A 23,206-nucleotide genomic window follows, 5' to 3' on the forward strand; every position below is an offset into this window, starting at 1 on the left:
ACCATGAGCTTGTTTGTCGAATTTCACCTGATCCAGAACTTCGCCCCGTCCAACCTCAACCGCGACGACACAGGCGCACCGAAGGACGCGCTTTTTGGCGGCCATCGCCGGGCGCGAGTCAGCAGCCAGTGTTTCAAGCGGGCGATTCGCCTCAATGCAGCGGCAGCGGCAACAATTCCCGCGCAAAACCAGGGCGTGCGCACCAAGAAACTGAAACAACTGCTGGAAACCCGGCTGACTGTACTGGATCGACCTGAGGCGGGCGTCCAGATTGAAGCCGCGCTTGCCGGAGCGGGCCTCAAGCTCAAGGAGGATGGCAAGACCGAATACCTGTTGTTCCTCGGCCAAGGCGAGATCGAAGCTTTCGCACAGTTGATTCACAAACATTGGGATGCATTGGCTGCCGCACCTGCCCCGGATGCCAAGAAATCAAAGAAAGAAGCGAAAGCCAGCCTGCCACCTGAAATCGTCAAAGAAGCCAAAGCGTTGCTGAATGGCCAGAAAGCCGTCGATGTCGCGATGTTCGGGCGCATGTTGGCCGATATGCCCGGCGTGAATCAGGATGCAGCCTGCCAAGTTGCCCATGCGCTTTCCACGCATCGTGTGGAACGTGAATTCGACTATTTCACGGCTGTCGATGACAAGGGCGATGCAGATGAAACCGGTGCTGGCATGATCGGCCAGATTGAGTTCAACTCCGCCACCTTCTATCGCTACGCCGTGATCGACGCCGCCAAGCTGGTTGGGAACCTACATGACGACCGGGAACTTGCGCTGATCGGTATCAGGGCTTTCGTTCAGGCAATGGCCCGAGCCATCCCCACGGGCAAGCAGAACACATTCGCCGCGCACAATCCACCCAGCTTCGTCGGCGTGGTGTTGCGTCACGCCAGCCCATTCAACCTGGCCAATGCCTTCGAGAGACCAATCTGGCCCAAAGCCGACAAGGAAATCACCACCCTCTCCGTGGAAAAACTCGCCAAACACGACGCGCAGGTCTCCGGTTTCTATGGCGACGGCAAGGATGTCTGGGCTTATCTGGACATGACTGGCGCCTGGCCGGGCGACAAGGGAGAGGTGCAGCCGAGCCTGGATGCGCTAGCGACCTGGGTCGAAACCCACGTCCGCGCTGAATTGGGAGCCTGACCATGCCGACGCTGCTCTTGCGGCTGGCCGGCCCCATACAATCTTGGGGCACGACAAGCCGATTCGATGAACGCGACAGCCAGTTGGAGCCGTCCAAGTCCGGCGTCCTCGGTTTGGTCTGCGCCGCGCTGGGGCGTGACCGCGCCCAACCGGTGCACGACCTGGCCGGGCTGAAGATGGGCGTGCGAGTGGACCGGGAAGGCCTGTTGATGCGGGATTACCAGACCGCTACTGGCGTCATCTCCGCCGCTGGCAACGTGGACCTGAAGCGCACTGTCATCAGCCCCCGCTATTACCTCGCCGATGCCGTCTTTCTCGTCGGGCTCGAAGGAATCGACCGGGGCCTACTGGAGCAAATCCACACCGCCTTGCGCGCCCCCGTCTGGCCCCTGGCGCTCGGGCGTAAGAGCTTTCCGCCCGGCGAACCGACCTGGCTGAAGGATGCGGTACGCGAGGAGGGGTTGCGCGAGGCGCTGCTCGCCTGGCCGCGCATCGCCCGCCCCGAGCGCGGTCAAGATCAGCCTATGCGACTGATCCTCGAACACGAAAGTGCGGGTGCCGTGCGGCTGGATCAACCCGTGGCGCCGTTCGCGGCGCGCCGCTTCGGACCGCGCTATATTGCTTCGGAGGCGATTCATGTACCTGTCTAAATTGACCCTCGACCCACGCCATCCGCAGGCGCGACGCGATCTCGGTGATGCCTACGAGATGCACCGCACCCTGGCTCGTGCCTTTGCTCCAACCGCGGTGTCTCCGCCGCATCGCTTTCTCTGGCGGCTGGAACGTCGGACCGGTCTGTGGTCATCTGGCGCATATTCCGGCGCGCTTCCCAGTGTCGTCTTGATCCAGTCTGCCCAAATGGCCGACTGGTCGGTGCTCGATTCCCATCCCGGCTATGCCGAGGAAATTCGTCCCAACAAGCTGCTCGATCTGGATGTGCTGCTCCAGGCAGGGGCCCGCTACCGCTTTCGTCTGCTTGCCAACCCGACGGTCACGCGAGTGGGAAAACGCTACGGACTGACACGCGAAGAAGATCAACTCGCGTGGATGGTTCGCCAGGGCGAACGGCATGGCTTTTCTATCCTGGGCTGTGTGCGCGCTGCCGAAGAACGGCTGCAGGTTCGGCAAGGCCGCACGGGTAACCGCATCACGGTGCACACGGCCTTGTTTGATGGAACGTTCCAAGCCGACTGCGTCGAAGCCTTGCGCAAAGGCTTGTCGAACGGCTTTGGACATGCCAGAGCATTGGGCCTGGGCCTGCTCTCCATGGCCAGAATTTTCTGATTGATGTGTATAATTCGTGTGTAATAAATAGTGCGCAGAGGGGCGTAAGTTATGGCTCATCGAGTCAATATCGTATTGGATGACGACGTTTGGCAGCGCTTCCAGGCCATTCCTGGCGGCGAACGTAGCCGCTTCATCAACGACGTGCTTGCGGTGGAACTGGTCAGGCGGCAGCAACGTGAAGCGTGGGCAGGCATGCAGGCCTTTCGCCACTCCTTGCCGCCGAGTTCTGGGCGCAGCGAAGACTGGGTGCGAGAAGATCGGGATGCGCACGGATGAAAACGGTGGTGGTCGATGCCTCGGTGCTGCTCAAGTGGGTATTGCCGGAATCCGACGAGGAATACACGGCTCAGGCCAATGCCATCGCCGCGTCCGCTCTGGCCGGCCGATTGCGCTTGCTGGTTCCCTCGCTCTGGTACTACGAGGTCGGCAACATCCTGGCCAGGCGCATTCCCGACCACGCCGGCGCCGCGATGGATCATCTGGTTTCCCTGCTGATGCCCTGGACGCAGGCGCCCACGCCGGGTGTGCAGAAGCTGGCCCTGGATTTGACGCGCAGCCACGGCGTCACTTTCTATGACGCCAGCTACCATGCTCTGGCCCTCGCCAGCGACGGGGTACTGGTCACCGCCGACGTGCGCTATGTCCGCAAGGTGGGTACCAGCGCAAGCCTCACGGCCTTGTGCGACTGGACGCTCGACTGAAGCACCCAAGGAACACGGGCCATGAAATCGATCGACGATGTCTGAATTGCTGCCGCCTCTGCGCCCGCTGCCCATCAAGGAGCGCCTTTCCATTCTCTACATCGAGTATGGCCACCTGGACGTGCTCGACGGCGCCTTTGTGGTGGTGGACAAGACCGGCGTGCGCACCCCATTCCGATTGGCGGTGTCGCCTGTCTGATGCTCGAACCCGGCACCCGCGTCTCGCATGCTGCCTGCGCGCTGGCCGGGCGGGTCGGCACCTTGCTGGTATGGATCGGCGAGGCCGGTGTGCGGCTTTATTCCGCCGGGCAGCCGGGCGGGGCTCGATCGGATCGCCTGCTCTATCAGGCCAGACTTGCGCTCGATGACGATCTGCGGCTCAAGGTGGTTCGCAAGATGTACGCCATCCGCTTTGGCGAAGAAGCACCGCAGCGGCGCTCGGTCGAACAACTGCGCGGCATTGAGGGCGCCCGCGTGCGTGAGATGTACAAGCGGTTGGCCAGGAAGTATGGCGTCGAGTGGCGCGCACGCAACTACGACACCACGGAATGGGATGCCTCTGATCTACCCAACCGCTGCTTGTCTGCTGCGACCGCCTGCCTCTACGGCGTCACCGAAGCCGCCGTGCTTGCCGCCGGCTACGCGCCGGCAGTGGGCTTCATCCATACTGGCAAGCCCTTGTCCTTCGTCTACGACGTGGCCGACATCTACAAATTCGATACCGTCGTGCCGATTGCCTTCCAGGTCGCTGCGAAGCCATTGGGTGTCCCGGAGCGCATGGTGCGTCTGCGTTGCCGGGATGTATTTCGCACCAGCCGCTTGCTGGAGCGCATCATTCCCGGTATCGAGGAGATGCTGTCTGCGGGGGGGGTCGAACCGCCCCAGGCCTCGCCCGAACAGGTTGGCCCTGCCATTCCCGAGTCGAAAGGACTGGGCGATGTTGGTCATCGTGGTTGAGAACGCCCCGCCCCGGCTGCGCGGTCGGTTGGCCTTGTGGCTATTGGAGATACGGGCAGGGGTGTATGTGGGCAACTACTCTGCCAAGGTGCGAGAGCACATCTGGAGTCATGTGGCATCGGGAATCGAGGAGGGCAACGCCGTCCTGGCCTGGCGAGCGAATAACGAAGCAGGATTTGATTTCATGACCGTGGGCAGCAACCGCCGAATACCGGTGGAAATCGACGGCGCCAAGCTGGTGTCGTTCCTTCCACCGTCGCCAGAAAGCACCCCAGAAACAAGTTAGCCACGTGGTAGAATTTTCACGTGCCTGAAAGCTCTTTAACAACAGGTGCTTACTTTAAGTGTGTTCCCCGCGCTCGCGGGGATGAACCGCAGTTCGGAACGTGCTTCATCAACGTGGTGCCGTGTTCCCCGCGCTCGCGGGGATGAACCGGTCCAGAGGAACCCCATTTTTGCTACTTCGTTGTGTTCCCCGCGCTCGCGGGGATGAACCGGCGACGACAACCGGCAGCCCGGTTGCCTCGTGGTGTTCCCCGCGCTCGCGGGGATGAACCGTCGTCGCCGATGAGGCCGACGTTTTGCGCAACGTGTTCCCCGCGCTCGCGGGGATGAACCGTCGGTCGGCCCCTTGTAGTGCATCGGCCGATCGTGTTCCCCGCGCTCGCGGGGATGAACCGTCGGTCCCGCCAGCAAGCGCATTGCGAAGCGCGTGTTCCCCGCGCTCGCGGGGATGAACCGGCTGCGGCTCTGGTGCCACTGGTCCCGACCGGGTGTTCCCCGCGCTCGCGGGGATGAACCGGCGGAAATACTGGCCGCGGCGCTCGATACCGCGTGTTCCCCGCGCTCGCGGGGATGAACCGCTGGTCGATATTCTGGCCACAAATCAGGGCATGTGTTCCCCGCGCTCGCGGGGATGAACCGCTCCCCGTCGACTGGCGAACGCTGGCCGTAGCGTGTTCCCCGCGCTCGCGGGGATGAACCGATTGTTGCTTTGCGAAAGCCGTATCTTGCTGAGTGTTCCCCGCGCTCGCGGGGATGAACCGATAGCACGGTCGGACCCATGGACCGGATAATGGTGTTCCCCGCGCTCGCGGGGATGAACCGTATGCGGCGATAGGACGATGGCAGAAAAAAAGGTGTTCCCCGCGCTCGCGGGGATGAACCGATATTGCCGGTCAATGCGACGGTGCCGTAAATGTGTTCCCCGCGCTCGCGGGGATGAACCGGGTGATGGCCCTAACGTTTTCCCCGGCTTCCAGTGTTCCCCGCGCTCGCGGGGATGAACCGAAGCGAGACAAGGACTTTGCGCCGGCCGGGCTGTGTTCCCCGCGCTCGCGGGGATGAACCGGTCGCCGAGGCGGAGGCTCGCCGTTGTGTTCCGTGTTCCCCGCGCTCGCGGGGATGAACCGCGACGGCGATCACCGAGTCGCAGCAAACCATCGTGTTCCCCGCGCTCGCGGGGATGAACCGGACGGCACCTTGATGACATACTCGCCGGTAGAGTGTTCCCCGCGCTCGCGGGGATGAACCGGCGAGAAAGAAGCCAAGTCCGAGGAAGTCGATGTGTTCCCCGCGCTCGCGGGGATGAACCGCCGAGGTCGAGACCGGCGTCTATGCCGAGTGGGTGTTCCCCGCGCTCGCGGGGATGAACCGGCCATGAACTCGACGTCTGACGTCGACGGCGGGTGTTCCCCGCGCTCGCGGGGATGAACCGGCGCAATGGTGCGTACTGCTGCAAGGCACGCAGTGTTCCCCGCGCTCGCGGGGATGAACCGACAGTCGAAGGGGCCGCCTGGTCGATGGCCGAGTGTTCCCCGCGCTCGCGGGGATGAACCGCCTAGATCGTCCAGCCGTTCCCCTCGTGCCACGTGTTCCCCGCGCTCGCGGGGATGAACCGGATGCAACCCGACGCCCGGAAGGCGGAAATACGTGTTCCCCGCGCTCGCGGGGATGAACCGTGCTTGGTGTACGTCGCCTTGCCTTTGCCGGGGTGTTCCCCGCGCTCGCGGGGATGAACCGCCGGCGAGCCCGTAGCGGTTCAGCCGCTCGAGGTGTTCCCCGCGCTCGCGGGGATGAACCGCGCAGCCCGCGGTAGTGCTTGTGGGCAGCCATGTGTTCCCCGCGCTCGCGGGGATGAACCGGATCAACCGGCAGTCGCCGATAGTGACTTCTCGTGTTCCCCGCGCTCGCGGGGATGAACCGACGAGGAAACAGCCGGAAAGCGGGTGATTATCGTGTTCCCCGCGCTCGCGGGGATGAACCGTGGTCGTGTGTTGCAGCATGCACTAAATGCGGGTGTTCCCCGCGCTCGCGGGGATGAACCGCCGATTCCGGCTGCGATCGTGGCGCAGTAGCAGTGTTCCCCGCGCTCGCGGGGATGAACCGGCAGTCCTTGTGTTTAATTGTGTAGTCTTTGGGTGTTCCCCGCGCTCGCGGGGATGAACCGCTCGACCCTCACCCATGCGGCGAACCTCTCGTGTGTTCCCCGCGCTCGCGGGGATGAACCGAATCTTTTATCTGCTTCAGCAGGAGCGTCCGAGTGTTCCCCGCGCTCGCGGGGATGAACCGCCGGCCGCATTGACCGCATTGAGGTCGACGGTATCGACGTCGTGTTCCCCGCGCTCGCGGGGATGAACCGGGTCTTCTCTGCGTGCGTGCGTGCGTCGAGTCGTGTTCCCCGCGCTCGCGGGGATGAACCGCCCTGTAATCGTGAATCCAACTGTCCTGTTACGTGTTCCCCGCGCTCGCGGGGATGAACCGGTCGCGGAGGACGTGACTGGTATGCCGGCCATGTGTTCCCCGCGCTCGCGGGGATGAACCGCGCGGATTGCATTGCTACGGCCACATTTTTCCGTGTTCCCCGCGCTCGCGGGGATGAACCGCTTGACGTCATCGACGCGGACCGGCTCAGCGTCGTGTTCCCCGCGCTCGCGGGGATGAACCGCTGATGCCGTTGACGTCGTTGAATTCGATGGTGTGTTCCCCGCGCTCGCGGGGATGAACCGAAGCAGTGCGGCGAGCGCGTTGCTCTCATCCGGTGTTCCCCGCGCTCGCGGGGATGAACCGTTGTAAATGCCACCGCCGACACGCCTGCGGAAGTGTTCCCCGCGCTCGCGGGGATGAACCGTGCGCGGCATCAAAACAAGCGGCGCTGAACGCGTGTTCCCCGCGCTCGCGGGGATGAACCGACGTCGCAATTCTCGGGGTCGCAGGTCTGGCCGTGTTCCCCGCGCTCGCGGGGATGAAGCGCGGTCGGAATACCGCGCACCGATCAAACGGAGGTGTTCCCCGCGCTCGCGGGGATGAGCCTTTATCGACGCCTTTAATCTCTTCCTTTAACCTCGTCTTTAACCGTGTCCATCCCGTCAGCGGCGAGCCGTGGCGGGAAAACGCCATTGTCCCCGTCCTTGTCGTAAGTGGCGAGCGCGTCGACCCAGTCGAGCATCGCCAGCAAGCCGCCCAGCCGCAGCACCGGCGTTTCGCCTTCCGGCGTCGTCATTTCGAGAGCGCCGTAATAGAGTTCCTCGACCTTGACACCGGCGACGCGGGACAGGTAGCGCGCCGCCACCAGCGCCAGCATCGGCAGGTGGCGAAAGCCGTGCGTGACGTCGAGGGAGAGGTTTTCCCCGGGCTGCACGACGCCGGCGAGGAGGTGGAGGATCTCGGCCTGTTCGGCGGCGTCGCGTGCGTAGGGAATCAGCAGACAGTCGACCGGGATGCCGAGTTGCTGGGCGAGTTCAAGGCGCGGCAGGTCGAGCATCTCCTGGTCGACCTGTCCGGCTTCGACGGCAGCCATAAGGTGCAGCATGGCATCGTCGTCGTCGGCGCCCTGGCGCTCGAAGAAGACGTCCCACATGCTGCCGGCGGTGCCGACCAGTACGAGGCGATCGGGCTGCAGGTATTCGGTCAGCGCCATGCCAAAGAAGGGCACACGGCGCGAAAAGCCGGCGTCGAAGCGGTAGGTGGCGGTGCGGTAGCCGGTCTGCGGGTCCGCTTTGCCCTTGCCGAGAAAGCTGATGAGGGTATTGATGGTCATGCTCCGGGATGAATGCTGATGATGGGTGCGCCGATTTGCCGGGGCGCCTGGAGGGGGTCGTAACTGACCGCCGCTGGCCGCAGGCCAAGGCTGTAGCGGCGCGGCCGGCTGCCGCCGTCGCTGATCAGGTAGGGTTCGGCGGCCGGGCCAAGTTCGCGCCGCAGAATCTTCTTGAGCTTGGAGAGGTGAGCCGAGAAGTAGGCGCCGTCCATGCCCTGGCGCAGGGCGCGTTCGGTTTCGTCGAGGTCGCCCAGCGGCCCGGCGATCCAGCGCAGCTCGACGAGGTAGCGCTTCTTCCATTCGGCGTCCGGGAGTTCCTTCGCTGGCGCCGGCAACGGCGCTTCGCCGCGCAGTGCCCGCCGGGCGAAGACGCTGAGCAGCGCGAGTTCGGCCGGTGGCAGCGCAAACGCCTTGCCGGCGGCGCAGACGCGGCGGGCCGCGAGATCGATCTGCAGTGCGGCCGGGGCGAGGGCATGGCGGGCGGCCTCGACGGTTTCGTTGTAGCTGGCGAGGCCGGTCAGCAAGGCTTCGGGAAGGCCGTGGCGCAGGCTGACGAAAGGTAACTCGGCGAGCGTCACCTGTGCGGTGGCACTGTCGACCAGGCGGCCGCCGGGCATTTCGAGAACGCGGCTGGTCGGCGTCGGGTAGTAGAAGCCGAGGCTGGACTCGAAGGGCTCGGAGACCAGGACGTGCGACAGCTTGTCCTGGGGTCGCCCGTAGAGCGACAGGGCGTAGCCGAGAAAGAAGCCCATCGTCTTGCGGCCACCGGCGATCGAGACGTGCAAGGCGCAGTCCGGGTCGGCGGTGAACTCGCGGATGATGCCGGTGATGCCGTCGGCGGCGCGACGGTTGTCTTCGGGCGAGCGGATGTCTTCGAGCGGCCGGCCGCCGGCATCCTCGAGAACGTGGATGGTATCGGCGGTGAAATGGATCGGCGGCAAGGCGTAGTCGCGGGCGAGGCGGTGGAACCATCCGGGTTCATCGGACAGCAGCGCGAGGCGGGCCTTCTCGGCGCCGCTGCGGGTGGTGATCAGATGGATCTCGGTCGGGACGAAGGCGCTCGCCGTCGGCGCGACGGCCAGGGCGTAGAGGGTCTCGGTGACGATCTGCGGCGACAGGCCGGTGACGGCGACGAGAATGCGGCGAGGATACTCGTTGGGGTTGTGGCGGGTGCTGGTCATGGCATCGGTTGGGGGGCAGTTGGATTGGCGACGATTGTCTTCCCATTTCGGTCGCGCAGTGGCGGACGGCAAGCTTGCGATGCCGGGTGGCGGCATTGCTGCGGAACAGCCGCCGGAGTGGTGCAAATCCCGGACCCGCAAGCGCTTTGTCGGCGGTACGAGCGGCCACACGGGCAACCCGGCGCCTGATGAACATCCGGCCTGTCGACGAAGGGAACGCCTTGGCGCCAATCGGCGCACGGCAGAACGCCTCGACACTGTAAGCGCTGATCATGACCGTGAAAGGCATCACCAATTGACCGGCTCGCCAACGCCCGTGGCAGGGATCTCTACGCCTTCGGGGCGAGCGCATCACGGAGGCGATCAGTTCGTCGCTCGACGAGGCCGACGCGAAGGTGCTGGTCAATCTCGCTTCGGAGGCGTACTTCAAGTCGCTGCAGCCGAAGAAATTCGGGGTGCCGGTATTGCCGCCGGCCTTCGAGGACTGGAGCGGCGGCAAATTTCGCGTCATTAACTTCTACGCCAGGCGGGCGCGCGGCCTGATGGCACGTTACGCGATCGTCAATCGCCTGACCGACGCCGCTGGCCTGCAGGACTGTGCGATCGACGGCTATACCTATGCCGACCAGGGCCATAGCCTGTCGTCGGGCGGATCGTGCCGGTGGTCATCAGCGATTCGCCGCGCCCAAAACCCACGATTGACCACCCGTGCCATTCATCGTTGCCGTCAGTGCCCGCAGGCAGGCTGAACACCGTCTCGCCCCGCCAAGTTCGGGTGCTGCCCGGTTGAAAGCACGATGCCGCTCGTGCCGTCGAACATCACGTCAAAAAACTCCTGAGCATTCCAGCTGTTGCAGAACAACCATGACCAGGCGAGTTGATTGCTCCGCGGGTAGAACTGCGTCCATTGTGATCCCGATGGACCAAGAATGCGCAGCACCTGGTCCTTGCTCATTCCCGCCTGGATTCGCGCAAAATTCGCCGTGTTGAGCACGTTCTCGATGCGCTGCAGCTTGCCATCCGGCCCCAGATACGCCATGTAGGTCTGCGTGCCCGCGGGGCCGCGTGGGTAGGCCAGTTGTTCACTTCCATCGGGATTCTTCCAGACCATCGCTGGCTCGCCCATCGAGGCAACGACCTCGGGCAGCGTTGACACGCCCGGCTTGAGATCGCTGCCGCTGTAACCCGCGCACGCAGAAACCAGCAGTGCGCCAAGAGCCACCAGCCCGCGTACCCATAGTGAATGCTTACGGCCCATTCGCCCTCCCTGCTCAACAAAGGCCCAGTTCATTTTCATGCGCTCGTGGCACACCTGAAGCATGGGGCATCCAGGCTGCGTGACGACTGTATCGCTGACGCTGGCTGCCGCAGTCAGTTCGCCGAGGTCTGCCGACAAGCGTCGGGATTGCCGGAAAGTCTCCCGAAACGCACCCCAAGCGCTACCCGTATCGCACCAGGAGTTCACCCGCCAAAGCAGTCAGCCCGGGTTCCGGGATCGATGATCGAATGGCCGCATCTGGCAAAGCATCTGCCCCGCGGGAAACCCCTTTCGGCGCCTGGCACTGTTTGGATGATATTACCTTGGGCGTGGCGTGTCACTGACCATCTGCTGTCGGTCGCTGGGCAAAGCTTTAAGCGAATTCCATGGATTGCCATCCCAAACCGTCCAGGAGTTCCGTCATTCCCGCGCAAGCGGGAATCCAGTCCAGGCTCTGTCCTACATCGGGCCGAACGGTGGATCCCCGCTTTCGCGGGGATGACGGCTGTCGTTTATCGGTACCTCTATCTCTGGAAATCGCCTTAGCTGGCGGGCCACCTCAACCAGTGGGTCTTGTCAAGATCGGGCGACAGACTCCGCTTGCTCGACGGATACCCGCTGGACAAGCACGCGACGGTTCCCGGTTCAACCTCGAAGGGTTGGCGGTGGCCGCCGACGGAGGTTTGCCGATCGGGCTGCCCAGCCCCATCATCCGATCATGGGTTCGGCCTCTGCGATGCCCTTGCTCCGGCACATGACAGGAGGCGCGCAATGCGGTAATGTCCGGGCTTTTTTCTGGCCTCATAAGAAAGGAGACTGACATGTCAAAGGAAAGAGCTGCGGTTGGCGTCGATGGCCTTGCCCTGCCCGTTCTGCCGCCGGAACGTGATGCACGCGTCTGCGCGCGACTGGTACGCGTGATGTTCTACACGCCCGGTTTTCTGGCGCTGCTTCTGATCAAGGCAGGGGAACCAACGAGCTTCGGGATCTCGGTGGAGCTGCTGATGCTGTCCAGTGTGGCCGCAATCGTTGCAGGACTGTTCATCAGCGCGCAATCGACGATCGCTGGGTCTGACCATGCGTCACGAGTCGGCACCTGGAGCGGGACGCTGATCCTCGAGTTGCTGTCGGTCGTCCCGATCCTCTGTGCCATTCCCTCGCTATTCCATGAGTTGGCGAACAGCCGGTTGTTGCATGCCCTGGCGCCGGGGGCTACCGATGTCGCGCTCGGTGCGTCGGAGCTGCTGCCCGCCGTCGCGGTCTTTCCCTTCATCCTGTATCAGCTGGCTGGTTTCGGGATCCTGCACTATATCCTGTCGAGACCGATGAACTGGGTGGTCAACATCGGCATACTGAGCCTGATCGTGTTCGCGACCGCTGCCAATCGCCACGCCAATTACGGCATGGAAAAGACCGCCGTTTCGATCCTGGTGATCACCATGCTGATCACCGTCTTCTACGGTGTACTCAAACTGCGGCAGATGCAGACGACCTACGACACGCACTGCCCAACCAAGGAGGCCAAGGAAGGTGGGGAAGGCAAGGACAAAGTCCTGGAGTGATGCCGCCTGGCCGGCGGAGTCGCAGCGGCGGGATCGGGCGGCGAAAGCGGGCAGCGCGGAAACGTCCTGATGATCGCTGATGCGATGACCGAGCCTGCGGGTCGAGAGTGAGTGAGTTCGAATACGGGCGGCAGATACTTGCCGCATTGATTCCAATTGCTCTGACGGTCGTCGTTCACGGTCTGGGCATGGACTTGGTTCGCCTGAGTTTCGAGCGTTTCGGGAAGCCCATGCTGCGGCGGGCACACAATGCCGGAGCCAGGACGGCTTTCATGATCGGCGTCGTCGGCATCATGATCCTGAGTCATTTCTGCGCTATCGTCATCTGGGCGCTGACTCTTCTGGCTCTGGGGCTCCTGTCGGGAATCGAGCAGGCCATGTTCTACTCGATGCAGTACTACACCACGCTGGGCGCAAACGTTCATAAGCTGCCGGACCCCTGGGAAGGGTTCGGTGGCTTCGAAGCGATGACGGGGATGCTGATGTTCGGCTGGTCGACGGCCGTTCTCGCGCTTGTCGGGCAAAAAATGCACTCGATCGACGATTGATTCCGGCCTCGGCCGGGCCCGAGCCTGGCATCATGACCGCGTCCAACGCCAGGCAGTTCCTCCGACAGCGAGCGCCCGCGGCGGTCAAGGTTCACCGGTTGATCCTGGCCAGCCGGGGGGCAGATCGCGGCCAGGAAAGAGTGCTTGCGCAGCACGCTCTCGACATCGACTTCCAGCACCTCGCCGGTACTCCACGTTGTGCGCAGCCGATAAGGAGCCATCGCCTCGACGGTGTTCAGCTTGGGGAAAAGGTATTCGCTCATGGGTTGTACCTCAGCCATTCACCTTGCAGAAGCGCCCGGTTTGCTGCAATCCACGCCAGTTCATTCCGGATTCAACATGCGGCGGGGTCACGCGTCCTTGCGCGGCGCCTTGCGGAACCGCTTGAGGAACACCCCGAGCCACAGCACGGTCGCAAGCAGGAAGACAACCAGGCCGCCGATGAACCACGACGACTCGAGCCGCGGCGGAACTGCCTGGTTGGCGCGAAGGATGAGCCAGTGGGTGTAGCAGAGGAAGAGGGTAAGGGCCGTCCCGAGACGCGCCATATGGCGAACCAGGAAAGCGATGGTCTCCTCCCGGCGCTCGGGGTCGAGCCAGTACTCGCCATGCGGCAGGCTGATCCTGACGCCGGGGCGACGAAAAGTGGCGCCGGGAAGGTAGGCGAGGATGAGTGGCAGGACGACGACGAACGCCAGCATGAACCAGGTGTAAAACGAGCGGGTCATGAAAGCGTTGGCGTAACCGTCGCCACCGAAATGCGAGGCCACGACGGGCGGCAGGGACTGGCTGGTGAATGCGACGAACGCTGCTGCGGGCAGTGACCACAGGAAGAACCCCTTTGGCGCGAGTGGACGGTTCATGGCTTCCTTTCGATTCGAGGATGAACGACAGGCGCCGTTGGCATTTCGCTGAACGACGCGACACTGCAAGGTAATTTCGCTCTTCAGTCAAGCAGGGACGATCCGAACAAGGTTGGCGTCCTTCAGGTCCGCCTCAGGCTGGCGACGATCGATGGCAGCGGCGGCGCGAAGGTGCAACACGCTGGAACGATTGTCGGCTCAGTGTCATGAGGCGGCAAGCGGGGAGCGGTGGAACCTGCGGAGAGAGTTTCACGTCCTGGAACGTCCGGACAGCAGTCTCAACGAGACAAAGACCGCTATCGTGGACGCCGCCCAGGTTTGTCGGCTGATCTTGCTCAGCACCGGAAACTGCCAGTGGATTGCTGCATGCGGCGTGCTGCTTCGGTCAGACGGCTGGCCGCGGCGGCGAGTTGTCCTGCGCCGGCCGAGTTCTGTTCGGTGGACTGCGCCACCCTCTCGATTTCGTCGGCAATGCTCTGGCTACCGGACTGCTGCGATTGCAGACCGGCGGCAACGTCGCGCAGTTCGGCGACCAGGGCCTGCGCGGTTCTTTCGATGCCGAGCATGGTTTCGCGCGAGCGATTGACGGCTTCGGTGCTGACCTGAGCCTTCTTTGATTCGTCCTCCATCATCGCCACCGCCGTGTCGATCCCCGAGCGAATCGCGGCGACGACTGTGGCTATCTGTTCAGTGGACTGTGCGGTGCGTTCGGCAAGCTTGCGAACTTCGTCGGCGACGACCGCAAAACCGCGGCCTTGCTCGCCAGCGCGCGCCGCCTCGATCGCGGCGTTCAGAGCCAGCAGGTTCGTCTGGTCGGCGACTTCACGGATCACGCCGACGATTGCCGATATTTCGCGCGAGCGCTCGCCGAGAGCCGCCACCGCCGTTGCCGATGATTGGACGCCGGTCGCCAGTTCGTCGACGATTTTCGTCGTCCGCTCGATCTCGCTCGATCCCGTCCGGCACTGCTCGCCCGAAGCCAATGCCCGAGTTTCTGAGCTGTCGGCGAGCGTCGCCATGTGCGCGATGCCGGTCGACATTTTCTCGACGGTCGCTGACATCGCCGAGACCGCGGCGCTCTGCCGGGTAGAGTTATCGGCCACTTGCGCCGTCGTCAACGACAGGTGTTCGGCTTCGGCGCTCAGCGAATCGGCATTGTTGCGAATGGAACTCACCAAGGTCGAGAGTTGGCCCGAGGTATCATTCATCGCGTCGAGCAGACCACCGATCTCGTCGGCGCGCCGATGTTCAGTACGCATCGACAAGTCGCCTGCGGCGATCGCCGCGAGGTGCTTGCGCGCGGAATCCACGCCTTTGAGAAGCGACATGCTGAGTAGCGAGGTGCAGCCGATCGCGGCGCCGAGAGTGATGACGAAGACGACTGCGAGTACGATCGAGTTCCGAGACGTCGCCGCTGCAGTTTCGGCTTCGATCGCGGTCTGGTGCTCGGTCGCCAGTTTGACGACATCGTCGATCGCCTTGCGGTGCATTTCATAGAGAGCTTCGAGTTTGACCATCGCCGCCCTTACCTGTGCCGCGTTGTTGTCGGTCACTGCCGGAAGGAAATCGCTGTAGGCCAGCGCGTAGAAGCGCGCCGCCGGTTCATGGGCATCCTTGAGAAAGCGTGCCTTCATCGCCGCGGGCAAATCCTGTTTGAGCCAGAAATCGTGCCGTGCGTCGTAGTCCTTTTTCAAGAGCGCGAGTTTTTCAATCAGTGTGCTTTGCTGCACCGCGCGGTCCGGGTCGGCAAGCAGGAGTACGGTCAGCCACGACTCAATGATGTAGTTGGGTGGCGGCAGGATGTCTGCCACGAGATCCTTGTCAAGCACGATGCGCTCATAGAGTGGGCCGCCGACCTTGACCTTGCCGATGCCGGAATAGGTCAGCAGCCCAAAGGCAGCCAAGCCAGCGAGCAGCACTAAGGTCAGCAAGGTGAACTGGATTCTCAGTTTGAATCGGGTCATGTCAATATCTCCTGACGCCCAACCGGCGTGGTGGAAGCAGATTCTAGACGCTTTGGGATCCAGTGGAGGCAGTGGCAAAAAATCGGGTCAGTTCGTGTCCCTTGCCCCTCGACCCGGTGGGCAGCAGATTCGGCGGGCGGGCCGCGGCAACCGATCTGGTGCTCGCTGCTTGTTTCGCCGCAGGGTCTGACGGGAATGCGTTCTAATTGCCTTGGAACTTTGGCTTGCGTTTTTCCCGGAAGGAGTTCAAGCCTTCCTCATAGTCCTGGCTGTCGTACACCACTCGCCGGAGTCCCTGCATTCTTTCGAACAACTCGGGAGTGATTGAGCGTGCGCTCGACAGCAGCCGCAGTTGCTCCTTCATCACCGAGATGCTCAGGGGCGAATTCGCGACGATTTGGGCGGCGAGGCCATAGACGAAGGCCTCAATGGTATCGACCGGCTTGATATAGTTGATGACGCCAAGGTTCAGCGCCTGCGACGTGGGGATCGGTTGCGCGGTGAAAAGCATCTCCTTGGCAACCGGCAGCGGGATCATGTTCATCAGCGTGAGCAAGCCACCCAGATTGTAGGGGACTCCGAGCTTGGCCGGGGTGATGGCGAAGGTCGCTTCAGGTGTCGCGACGAGGATGTCGCAAGCCATGGCAACTTCGCAGGCTCCCCCCCAGACGCCGCCCTCGATCAGCGCCAGCACGGGCGCCGGGAATTCCTGAATCGCCCGGATCAGCACGCGCAGCGGGTCCGCCCAGCCGAGTGGATCGCGACCCTTGTCGGGCAGCTCGCTGACATCGTGGCCGGCAGACCAGACCTTGCTGCCCGCCGGTGCACGCAGCACGACGGCACGGATGCCTTGCTCGTGAAACGCGTCCAGCACGACGGTAATCTCGTTGATCAGCGCTTCGCTCAAGGCGTTGCGTTTTGCCGTATGGTTCATCACGATCGTACCGATCGCGTCCTGCGTTTCTGTGATGATCAGGGACACTTGCTTCTCCTGGAGTGCGTTGATGAGGTCTCGCCTTCGCTGCGCATGCCGAGGGCGCCAATCCCGGCGAGAGTATCTCCACTCAAGGGTGCTGCGGTCAATCTTCATGGATGATTCAGTCGCAGGTGTGCGCACTGTCGCGTCGTCCAGCGGCGGTGGTCGCTTCCAAGGCTGGCGAGCCGGGCGGCGACCTCGCGCAACTCGCTTTCGATGCGGTCCTGTCCGCCTGGCAACGCGCGCAACTGCTCCAGAACCGGATCATCGACGTTGTCGCTCATGGTCAGGCCTTGTTGCATCAAGCCGGGACGCTGCGACGGCGGGAAGCGCAACTACTGGTTCATCGCCGATGCCGCTGCCGCCCGATCGATCCTGGTTCATGCCGAGCTGTGCCCGAGCCCTGGCGCCCGCGTGAGGCTACCCCCTAAGCCGGCGAAGCCGGAACCAAACAGGTCAAGGTTTTGGTCATAGCCTTAGCAAGTAATCGGAGGCGGCCATGACACAGATGCTGACGGATCGATATCACGACCGGCTTGCAGGAACGCTCTCCTGCTACGACCGGATCGTGATTACGGGGACGTTGCCCGGTGCGTGCTACGCGGCGGGGATGACGAGTTTTCTCAATGCCAAGCACATTCGAATTTTTGACTACCCGCGCTTTGCCGAACCGCTGCGTGACCGCATTCGTGAAGCCGCACAGGCGCTGGCGATCGCCCAGGGGGCGCGAATCGAGCACGTTGCCAAGGCGCACATCCGCAAGGAAGACCTCGTTGCCGCGGTGCTCAAGGACCGTGGGGATCATCCGGGATTGGTGCATGTGCTCTCCGCCATGGAAGCCTGCGACGCCTACGAACCCTGGCACGACAAACCAAGTCATCAGACCTTTCTGCGCCATACCTCGGGCAAATGCCTGCACTACTATTTCTACTGGATGGACGAGGTTCTCGGACTCATCTACCTGCGCGTGCCGACGTGGAGTCCATTCCGGCTGCAGTTCTACTGCAATGGCCACAGTCGGTTGGCGCACTCGCTGACGACGGCAGGGATCGACTACGCGATGGCAGACAATGCCTTTCTCCGTATCGACGACTGGGGGCGGGCCCAGCAACTCGCGGACGCCTTCTCGCCGGACACCCTGCACGCTCTTCTGGACCGCTACGCCGAGCAGTGCTGCCCGATCCTCGAGGTCTTTGGACAGTCCTATCACTGGAGCCTGATGCAGGTCGAGTACTCGACCGATCTGGTGTTCCGGTCCGACGCGATCCTGAAGTCGCTTTACGAAGAACTCTCCCGGCAGGCGATCTTCTCGATCAAGGCCGAGCAGGTCGCCACCTTCCTCGGCAAGAAAATCACGCCGCAACTGGCGCAGGAGCTCGGCAGCCGCTTCACGACGCGAATCGAGGGCACTTGCATCAAGCATCATCTGGGCAAGGTGTCGGTCAAGATGTACGACAAGTTCAATCGCGTGCTGCGTCTTGAAACGACGACCAACAACGTTTCCTTCTTCAAGCACCACCGCAAGGTGGAACATCGGGATGGTCACGAGTCGCGCGAGATCGCCCCCCTCCGAAAGACTATCTACAGCCTCATCGACCTGCGCGAGATCCTGCTCGGCTGTAACCGCCGCTATCTGGAATATCTCTCCGCACTGGACGACTTTTCCACCGGCGATCGCAACCTGCATCGGCTGACCAGCCCCAAGATGATCAATGGCCATCGCCTCAAGGGCTTCAACTTCTTCGACGCCACTCAGCAGGCCCTGCTGCGCGCGCTCCAACGTCCCGAATTCAACATCCGCGGCATCCGCCGTGCCGACCTGGTCCCCTTCTTGCGCCAGATTTCCCCGGCCAGCATCACCCGCCAGCTTTGGCGCCTGCGCCAGTTCGGTCTCATCAAGAAGGTCGTTCATGGCTATCGCTATTACCTTACCCGCCTTGGCCGATCTACCATCGCCGCCGCTTGTCGAATCACTGAACAAAGCATTGTCCCGGCTCTTGCCCATGCTACCCCATGACAAAATCTGCTCAGGAAATGTAAAGACCTGAGTCATAAGAGACTAACCGTAGCGTCCTTCGATATAGTCCGCCGTCTCGCGGTGCTTGGGGGTGACGAACATCTCCTCGGTGAGCGCGTGTTCGACGACCTTGCCCATCAGCATGAACACGCACTCCTCGCTGGCCCGCCGCGCCTGCGCCATGTTGTGGGTGACGATCAGGATCGTATATTGGCCGCGCAGTTCCCAGAGCAGTTCCTCGACTGCTTCAGTGCCCTTGGGGTCGAGCGCCGAGCACGGTTCGTCCATCAGCAGGACCTTCGGCTTGACCGGCAGCAGGCGGGCGATGCACAGCTTCTGCTGTTCCTCGAGCGACAGTTCGGTCGCCTTGCGCTTCAGTTGGTCCTTCACCTTGTCCCAGAGCAGGACCTGGCGCAGCGACTGTTCGACGATTTCGTCCGGCGTTCCCTGCGCGACCTCACCGCCACCCTTGGCGTGCAGCCGGTGGCTGAAGAGGATGTTGTCGCGAATTGAAATCGGCAGCGGATTGGGGCGCTGAAAGACCATCCCGACCTGCTTGCGCACCTGCACCAGCTCGACCTGCGGGTCGTAGATGTTTTCGTTCATGACGTGCACGCTGCCCTCGATGCGGACGTAGCCGAGGCGCTCGTTGATACGGTTGACGCTGCGCAGGAAGGTACTCTTGCCGCATCCTGAAGGGCCGATCATTGAGGTGATCAGTCCTTCACGAATGCTCAGATCGACGTCGTAGAGCGCCTGAAAGGTGCCGTACCACAGGTTCAGCTTCCGGCTGTCGATCGCATACCGGGGGATCGGCTGCGTGAGGGCAGCGGTCTGTTCGTTGTTCATCGTAGATCGTGTCCTTGATAGGCAATGCGGGGCTCGCCGGCAAGCCACCGGCGGGCGCGGTGGGGCTAGCCGAAGCGCCCCTCGACGTAGTCGCGCGTGCGCTGATCCTTCACCTCGCCGGTGAAGAGGTCCTCGGTGACGCCAATTTCGACACACTCGCCGCCGAGGAAGAACGCCGTCCGGTCAGCCAGGCGCCGTGCCTGCTGCACCAGGTTGGTCACCAGGATGATCGTCACTTCCTGGCGCAACTCCTTGAGCACGTCTTCGATGCGCATCGTCGTCACCGGGTCGACGGCAATCGAGAACTCGTCGAGCATCAACAGATCGGGTTCCTGCGACAGCGCCCTGGCGATCGTCAGGCGCTGCTGCTGGCCGCCGGAGAGCAGGCTGCCAAGCGCGTGCAGGCGGTCCTTGACTTCGTCCCAGAGCGCGGCGCGGGTCAGGCAGCGCTGGACGATGACGTCGAGTTCGGCCTTTTCCTTGATGCCGCGCAGGCGAGGCGACAGCGCGACGTTGTCGTACACCGTCATCGGCAGACCGACTGGCAGCGGAAAGACGACGCCGATGCGGCTGCGCAGGGCATAGACGTTGTTCAGGCGGCGCGTGTCGCGGCCGTTGAAGCGAATCTCGCCGTTCACCCGCATGCCGGTGGTGAACACGTCCATGCGATTGACCGCCTTGAGGAACGAGGTCTTGCCGGCGTTGGCCGGGCCGATGATGCCGAAGATCTCGTGCTCGCGAATCGACAGATTGACGCCACGCAGGGCTACCGCGTCGCCGTAGCGGATCGTCAGGTCGCTGACCTCGAGCTTGCTCGGGACAGCGTCGACCGCCGGCGTGGTCGTGCCTGTGGTTGACGACACGATTGCGGAATCTACCATTTCTTTTTCCCCCTGAGCCACATGCGGAAGGCGATCGAGACGCTGTTCATCGTCAGCACGAGACCGATCAGTACGAGTGCGACGCCAAAGGGGACCTCTTCCGAGATTCCCGGTACCTGCGTTGCCGTCACGAACAGGTGCAGGGACAAGGCCATGGTCTGGTCGAAGACGCTCTGCGGCAGAAAAGGTGTGAAGAAGACCGCACCGGTGAACATGATCGGCGCCGTCTCACCGGCCGTGCGCGACACCTCCAGAATGACACCGGTCAGGATGCCGGTGATCGAGTTCGGAAGAACGACGCGGCGGATGGTCTGCCAGCGCGTTGCGCCCATGTTCCAGCAGGCCTCGCGAAAGGCCGGCGGCACTGCCTGCAGCGACTCGCGCGTGGCGACGATGACCACCGGCATGGTCATCACCGCCAGCGTCAGGCTGGCGGCGAGGATGCTGGTGCCGAACTCGAAGAAAAGGACGAAGGCGCCGAGCCCGAACAGGGCATGGACGATCGACGGCACGCCGGCGAGATTGATGATCGCCAGGTTGATCGTCCGGGTGAACCAGTTGTCACCGGCGTACTCGCTGAGGTAGATCGCGGCGAAGATACCGATCGGCACCGACAGGATCAGCGCGACCGTCACCAGCCAGATGGTCCCGAGCAGCGCCGGAAAGACGCCGCCGGTGCGCATGCCGTCGGTCGGCGCAGTCAGCAGGAACTCCCAGGAAATCGCGCCGCCGCCCTTCACCACCAGGGTGCCGAGGATCAGCATCACCGGCGTGATCAGAAGCAGGGTCATGAGCCCGAAGAGCAGTCGATAGCGTTTCTGCACGCGTTCGTTGTGGTGGTTCAGGTCGCTGGCCTGAAACATCGTTGGATTGGCGGTGGCCATGGCTTACCCCTTGCGTATGCCGCGCACGATCAGATCGGCGGTCAGATTGATGATGAAGGTGACGAGGAAGAGGAAGATGCCGATGGTGAACAGCACCTGGTAGTGCTCGCCGCCAACGACCGCCTCACCGAGTTCGGCGGCGATGGTTGCGGTGAGCGCACGCACTGAGTCGAAGATGCTGCCCGGGATGTTGACCGCATGGCCGGTGGCCATCAGTACCGCCATCGTTTCCCCGAAGCCACGACCGACACCGAGTAGCACGCCGCCGAGCAGGCCGTTCTTCGCCGCTGGCAGCACCACCTTGTAGATCACCTGCCAGCGGGTCGCGCCCATCGCCTCGGCCGCCTCGCGATAGCGGTCGGGAACGGCCTTGAGGGCATCCTCGGCAATCGAAGTCATGATCGGGGCCGCCATCAGGCCGAGGATGATGCCGGCGTTGAGGACGCACAGGCCGACCGGGATGTCGAACCACTTGATGAGCAGCGGATTCATGATCACCAGGCCGATGAAACCCCAGACCACTGAAGGAATCGCTGCCAGCAGTTCGACCAGGACCTTGAGCGCTTCGCGCGTCTTGCCGCTGGCAAACTCGGCGATGAAGATGGCGGCGCCGAGCGAGAACGGCACCGCGACCAGCATCGCCAGCCCGGTGACGCTGGCCGTGCCGGCCATCAGCGCGAGGATGCCGTACTCCGGATCCTCCGCGTCGCTCGGCGACCAGTAAGGGGTGAGGAAGAACTCGCGGAAGTCCATCTTCTCGAAGACGAAGCCGATTCCTTCCTTGGTGACGAAGAAGAAGATGCCGAGTACGAAGAGGATGGCCGAGATGCCGCAGACGAAGACCATGACGGCAATCAGCTTGTCGACGTACCAGTCGAGGTTACGGCGGTCGAAATCGGCCGCCGCTTGGGTTTCGGTCGCTCGGCTGCTCAGCGCCTGCGTACTGGTGCCCATCTCAGTTGGCCTCCTGGCCACGCAGGATCGTCATCAGATTGCTGACCTGCAGGGCGATCTCCCGACTGAGGATCCGCAGATCAGGCTGCGCGCTATCGGGTTGGGTGACCTCCCAGTCGAGCGCCACGGTATGGAAAGGAATCTGCTCGACGTAGGACTTGACCGGCCCCTGCAGGCTGACGATGATCTGGAACGTGCCGAGTTCCCGATGATGTGCCGGGATCGCCTGCGGCCGGTGGTTGCCGAGGTCGATTCCCAGTTCCTGCAGCAGGGCGATCGACTGCGGATCGGCGACACCGGCCGTCCGGCCGCGACTGTGGTATTCGCCCACCTCCGGAAAATTCTTGCGCGCGATTGCCTCGGCGATCGGGCCGAGCAGGCTGTTGTCCTCGTCGACAAACAGGATACGGAAGAACTTTGGCCCCTTGGCCTGGCCGGTGACCGCAAAGAGCGTGTCTTCACAGATGTTCTTTGCCTGATCGGAAACCCGCTCGAGCGAGTTGAATACCGTCAGGTAGGCGAACAGGTCCTTGACGTTGAAGTGCTCGCCCTCGCCGACCAAGTCGCTGAAGGCCATGTCAAAGGTTCGCTCGACCTGATCGGCGATGACCATCGTCGCCTTGGCCTTGTCGGCGTTGCCTTCGACGAAGGCCTCGACGGCCTGCTTCAGCATCTGCCGCGATTCGCTGGCCATCAGCTCGATCTCACGTTCGAGTATTCCTTGCGGAAGAGCGATCTGCACCGCCTCGCGGCAGATCGTGACGGCGTAGTCGCCGATGCGCTCGAGCGCGACATTGGTATGGACGACGGCTGCCATCAGGCGCAGGTGACTCCCGGTCGGCAGGTGTACGCCGATGAAGGCCATGCGCATCCGATCCAGCTCGTTGCTGACGGCGTTGATCCGGTTGTCGGCCAGAACCGTGGCGTAGGCCAGCCGGTCATCGTCGGCCAGCAGCGCGTGCACGGCATTGTCGAGGGCCTTCTCGACGAGTCCGGCGAGCAGGGCTGTTTGTTGCTTGATCTGGGACAGATCTCTTTCGAGACGTTCTTCGTAATGACTCATCGCTGGTTTCTTCCTCTGGCGCAGGAACATGGGCTTGGGCAGGGCGCCGGCGGCGTGCCGGCGCCCGACCGCTGAT

Annotated in this window: 22 protein-coding genes, 1 pseudogene and 1 CRISPR repeat array; of the genes and pseudogenes, 11 read left to right on the top strand and 12 right to left on the bottom strand. The window is 63.0% G+C overall.

The features are described from left to right. Positions 1 to 3: 3 nt before the first annotated feature. The 7 genes and pseudogenes from cas7e to cas2e all read left to right on the top strand — a co-directional run bounded on the left by cas7e (position 4) and on the right by cas2e (position 4,377). Complete coding sequence (cas7e, locus tag V5B44_RS10565) at positions 4 to 1,146, top strand: type I-E CRISPR-associated protein Cas7/Cse4/CasC (RefSeq protein ID WP_332358990.1); 1,143 nt, start codon at positions 4 to 6, stop codon at positions 1,144 to 1,146. Positions 1,147 to 1,148: 2 nt separating this feature from the next. Further along, complete coding sequence (gene cas5e, locus V5B44_RS10570; RefSeq protein WP_332358992.1) at positions 1,149 to 1,796, top strand: type I-E CRISPR-associated protein Cas5/CasD; 648 nt, start codon at positions 1,149 to 1,151, stop codon at positions 1,794 to 1,796. Beyond that, complete coding sequence (gene cas6e, locus V5B44_RS10575) at positions 1,783 to 2,430, top strand: type I-E CRISPR-associated protein Cas6/Cse3/CasE (RefSeq protein ID WP_332358994.1); 648 nt, start codon at positions 1,783 to 1,785, stop codon at positions 2,428 to 2,430. The genes cas5e and cas6e overlap by 14 nt, the downstream gene beginning before the upstream one ends. 75 nt (positions 2,431 to 2,505) lie before the next feature. Continuing rightward, the gene (locus V5B44_RS10580; RefSeq protein WP_332358995.1) at positions 2,506 to 2,709 is read left to right on the top strand and encodes a hypothetical protein; all 204 of its coding nucleotides are present in this window, start codon (positions 2,506 to 2,508) and stop codon (positions 2,707 to 2,709) included. Continuing rightward, positions 2,706 to 3,134, top strand: coding sequence for a type II toxin-antitoxin system VapC family toxin (locus V5B44_RS10585; protein WP_332358996.1), 429 nt, complete (start codon positions 2,706 to 2,708; stop codon positions 3,132 to 3,134). Before V5B44_RS10580 ends, V5B44_RS10585 begins: the two co-directional genes overlap by 4 nt. 37 nt (positions 3,135 to 3,171) lie before the next feature. Next, positions 3,172 to 4,091 (top strand): annotated as a pseudogene (gene cas1e, locus V5B44_RS10590) (type I-E CRISPR-associated endonuclease Cas1e). Further along, positions 4,072 to 4,377, top strand: coding sequence for a type I-E CRISPR-associated endoribonuclease Cas2e (gene cas2e, locus V5B44_RS10595; protein WP_332358997.1), 306 nt, complete (start codon positions 4,072 to 4,074; stop codon positions 4,375 to 4,377). The pseudogene cas1e and the gene cas2e overlap by 20 nt, the downstream one beginning before the upstream one ends. A gap of 60 nt (positions 4,378 to 4,437) precedes the next feature. Next, positions 4,438 to 7,404: a CRISPR direct-repeat array (repeat unit 29 nt; unit sequence GTGTTCCCCGCGCTCGCGGGGATGAACCG). Between the two features lie 12 nt (positions 7,405 to 7,416). Here the strand turns inward: cas2e and csx2 are convergent. Next, entirely contained in the window at positions 7,417 to 8,130 is a 714-nt protein-coding gene (gene csx2, locus V5B44_RS10600) for a TIGR02221 family CRISPR-associated protein (RefSeq protein ID WP_332358998.1), read from the bottom strand. Then, positions 8,127 to 9,311: a CRISPR-associated ring nuclease Csm6 gene (csm6, locus tag V5B44_RS10605; protein WP_332358999.1), complete on the bottom strand. Its 1,185-nt coding sequence runs from the start codon at positions 9,309 to 9,311 to the stop codon at positions 8,127 to 8,129. Before csm6 ends, csx2 begins: the two co-directional genes overlap by 4 nt. Positions 9,312 to 9,706: 395 nt before the next feature. On the opposite strand from csm6, the gene yaaA reads away from it, so the two are divergent. Further along, positions 9,707 to 10,060, top strand: a complete 354-nt coding sequence (yaaA, locus tag V5B44_RS10610; protein WP_332359000.1) for a peroxide stress protein YaaA — start codon at positions 9,707 to 9,709, stop codon at positions 10,058 to 10,060. Here yaaA and V5B44_RS10615 read toward each other — a convergent pair. Next, entirely contained in the window at positions 10,039 to 10,632 is a 594-nt protein-coding gene (locus V5B44_RS10615) for a hypothetical protein (protein WP_332359001.1), read from the bottom strand. The two genes, yaaA and V5B44_RS10615, sit on opposite strands and share 22 nt — an antisense overlap. A 758-nt stretch (positions 10,633 to 11,390) precedes the next feature. Between V5B44_RS10615 and V5B44_RS10620 the strand changes: the two genes are divergently transcribed. Continuing rightward, positions 11,391 to 12,131: a hypothetical protein gene (locus V5B44_RS10620; RefSeq protein WP_332359002.1), complete on the top strand. Its 741-nt coding sequence runs from the start codon at positions 11,391 to 11,393 to the stop codon at positions 12,129 to 12,131. Between the two features lie 107 nt (positions 12,132 to 12,238). Continuing rightward, a complete protein-coding gene (locus tag V5B44_RS10625) occupies positions 12,239 to 12,679 on the top strand; it encodes a hypothetical protein (protein ID WP_332359003.1) in 441 nt (146 codons plus the stop codon). A gap of 350 nt (positions 12,680 to 13,029) precedes the next feature. Here the strand turns inward: V5B44_RS10625 and V5B44_RS10630 are convergent, their stop codons facing one another. The 4 genes from V5B44_RS10630 to V5B44_RS10645 all read right to left on the bottom strand — a co-directional run bounded on the left by V5B44_RS10630 (position 13,030) and on the right by V5B44_RS10645 (position 16,766). Further along, the gene (locus V5B44_RS10630) at positions 13,030 to 13,542 is read right to left on the bottom strand and encodes a hypothetical protein (protein WP_332359004.1); all 513 of its coding nucleotides are present in this window, start codon (positions 13,540 to 13,542) and stop codon (positions 13,030 to 13,032) included. 335 nt (positions 13,543 to 13,877) lie between these two features. Further along, positions 13,878 to 15,506 carry a methyl-accepting chemotaxis protein gene (locus V5B44_RS10635; RefSeq protein ID WP_332359005.1) on the bottom strand — a complete coding sequence of 543 codons (1,629 nt, stop codon included), beginning with the start codon at positions 15,504 to 15,506 and terminating at the stop codon, positions 13,878 to 13,880. Between the two features lie 202 nt (positions 15,507 to 15,708). Further along, positions 15,709 to 16,488, bottom strand: coding sequence for a methylmalonyl-CoA decarboxylase (scpB, locus tag V5B44_RS10640; protein ID WP_287632392.1), 780 nt, complete (start codon positions 16,486 to 16,488; stop codon positions 15,709 to 15,711). 104 nt (positions 16,489 to 16,592) lie between these two features. After that, entirely contained in the window at positions 16,593 to 16,766 is a 174-nt protein-coding gene (locus V5B44_RS10645) for a hypothetical protein (protein ID WP_332359006.1), read from the bottom strand. Between the two features lie 215 nt (positions 16,767 to 16,981). Between V5B44_RS10645 and V5B44_RS10650 the strand changes: the two genes are divergently transcribed. Next, positions 16,982 to 18,499 (top strand): MarR family transcriptional regulator, encoded by a 1,518-nt coding sequence (locus V5B44_RS10650; RefSeq protein WP_332359007.1) that lies wholly within the window; start codon positions 16,982 to 16,984, stop codon positions 18,497 to 18,499. A 42-nt stretch (positions 18,500 to 18,541) separates the two neighbouring features. On the opposite strand, the gene V5B44_RS10655 is transcribed toward V5B44_RS10650, so the two are convergent. From V5B44_RS10655 to V5B44_RS10675, 5 genes are all read right to left on the bottom strand, one after another. Further along, the gene (locus tag V5B44_RS10655) at positions 18,542 to 19,348 is read right to left on the bottom strand and encodes a phosphate ABC transporter ATP-binding protein (RefSeq protein WP_332359008.1); all 807 of its coding nucleotides are present in this window, start codon (positions 19,346 to 19,348) and stop codon (positions 18,542 to 18,544) included. A 65-nt stretch (positions 19,349 to 19,413) separates the two neighbouring features. Next, positions 19,414 to 20,229: a phosphate ABC transporter ATP-binding protein gene (locus V5B44_RS10660; protein WP_332359009.1), complete on the bottom strand. Its 816-nt coding sequence runs from the start codon at positions 20,227 to 20,229 to the stop codon at positions 19,414 to 19,416. Next, positions 20,223 to 21,113, bottom strand: a complete 891-nt coding sequence (gene pstA, locus V5B44_RS10665; RefSeq protein ID WP_332359010.1) for a phosphate ABC transporter permease PstA — start codon at positions 21,111 to 21,113, stop codon at positions 20,223 to 20,225. Before pstA ends, V5B44_RS10660 begins: the two co-directional genes overlap by 7 nt. 3 nt (positions 21,114 to 21,116) lie before the next feature. Beyond that, a complete protein-coding gene (pstC, locus tag V5B44_RS10670) occupies positions 21,117 to 22,067 on the bottom strand; it encodes a phosphate ABC transporter permease subunit PstC (protein ID WP_332359011.1) in 951 nt (316 codons plus the stop codon). Between the two features lies 1 nt (position 22,068). After that, on the bottom strand, positions 22,069 to 23,130 hold the full coding sequence (locus V5B44_RS10675) for a PhoU domain-containing protein (RefSeq protein ID WP_332359012.1): 1,062 nt from the start codon (positions 23,128 to 23,130) through the stop codon (positions 22,069 to 22,071). Between the last annotated feature and the right edge of the window lie 76 nt (positions 23,131 to 23,206).

The sequence above is a fragment of the Candidatus Accumulibacter necessarius genome, from assembly GCF_036625085.1.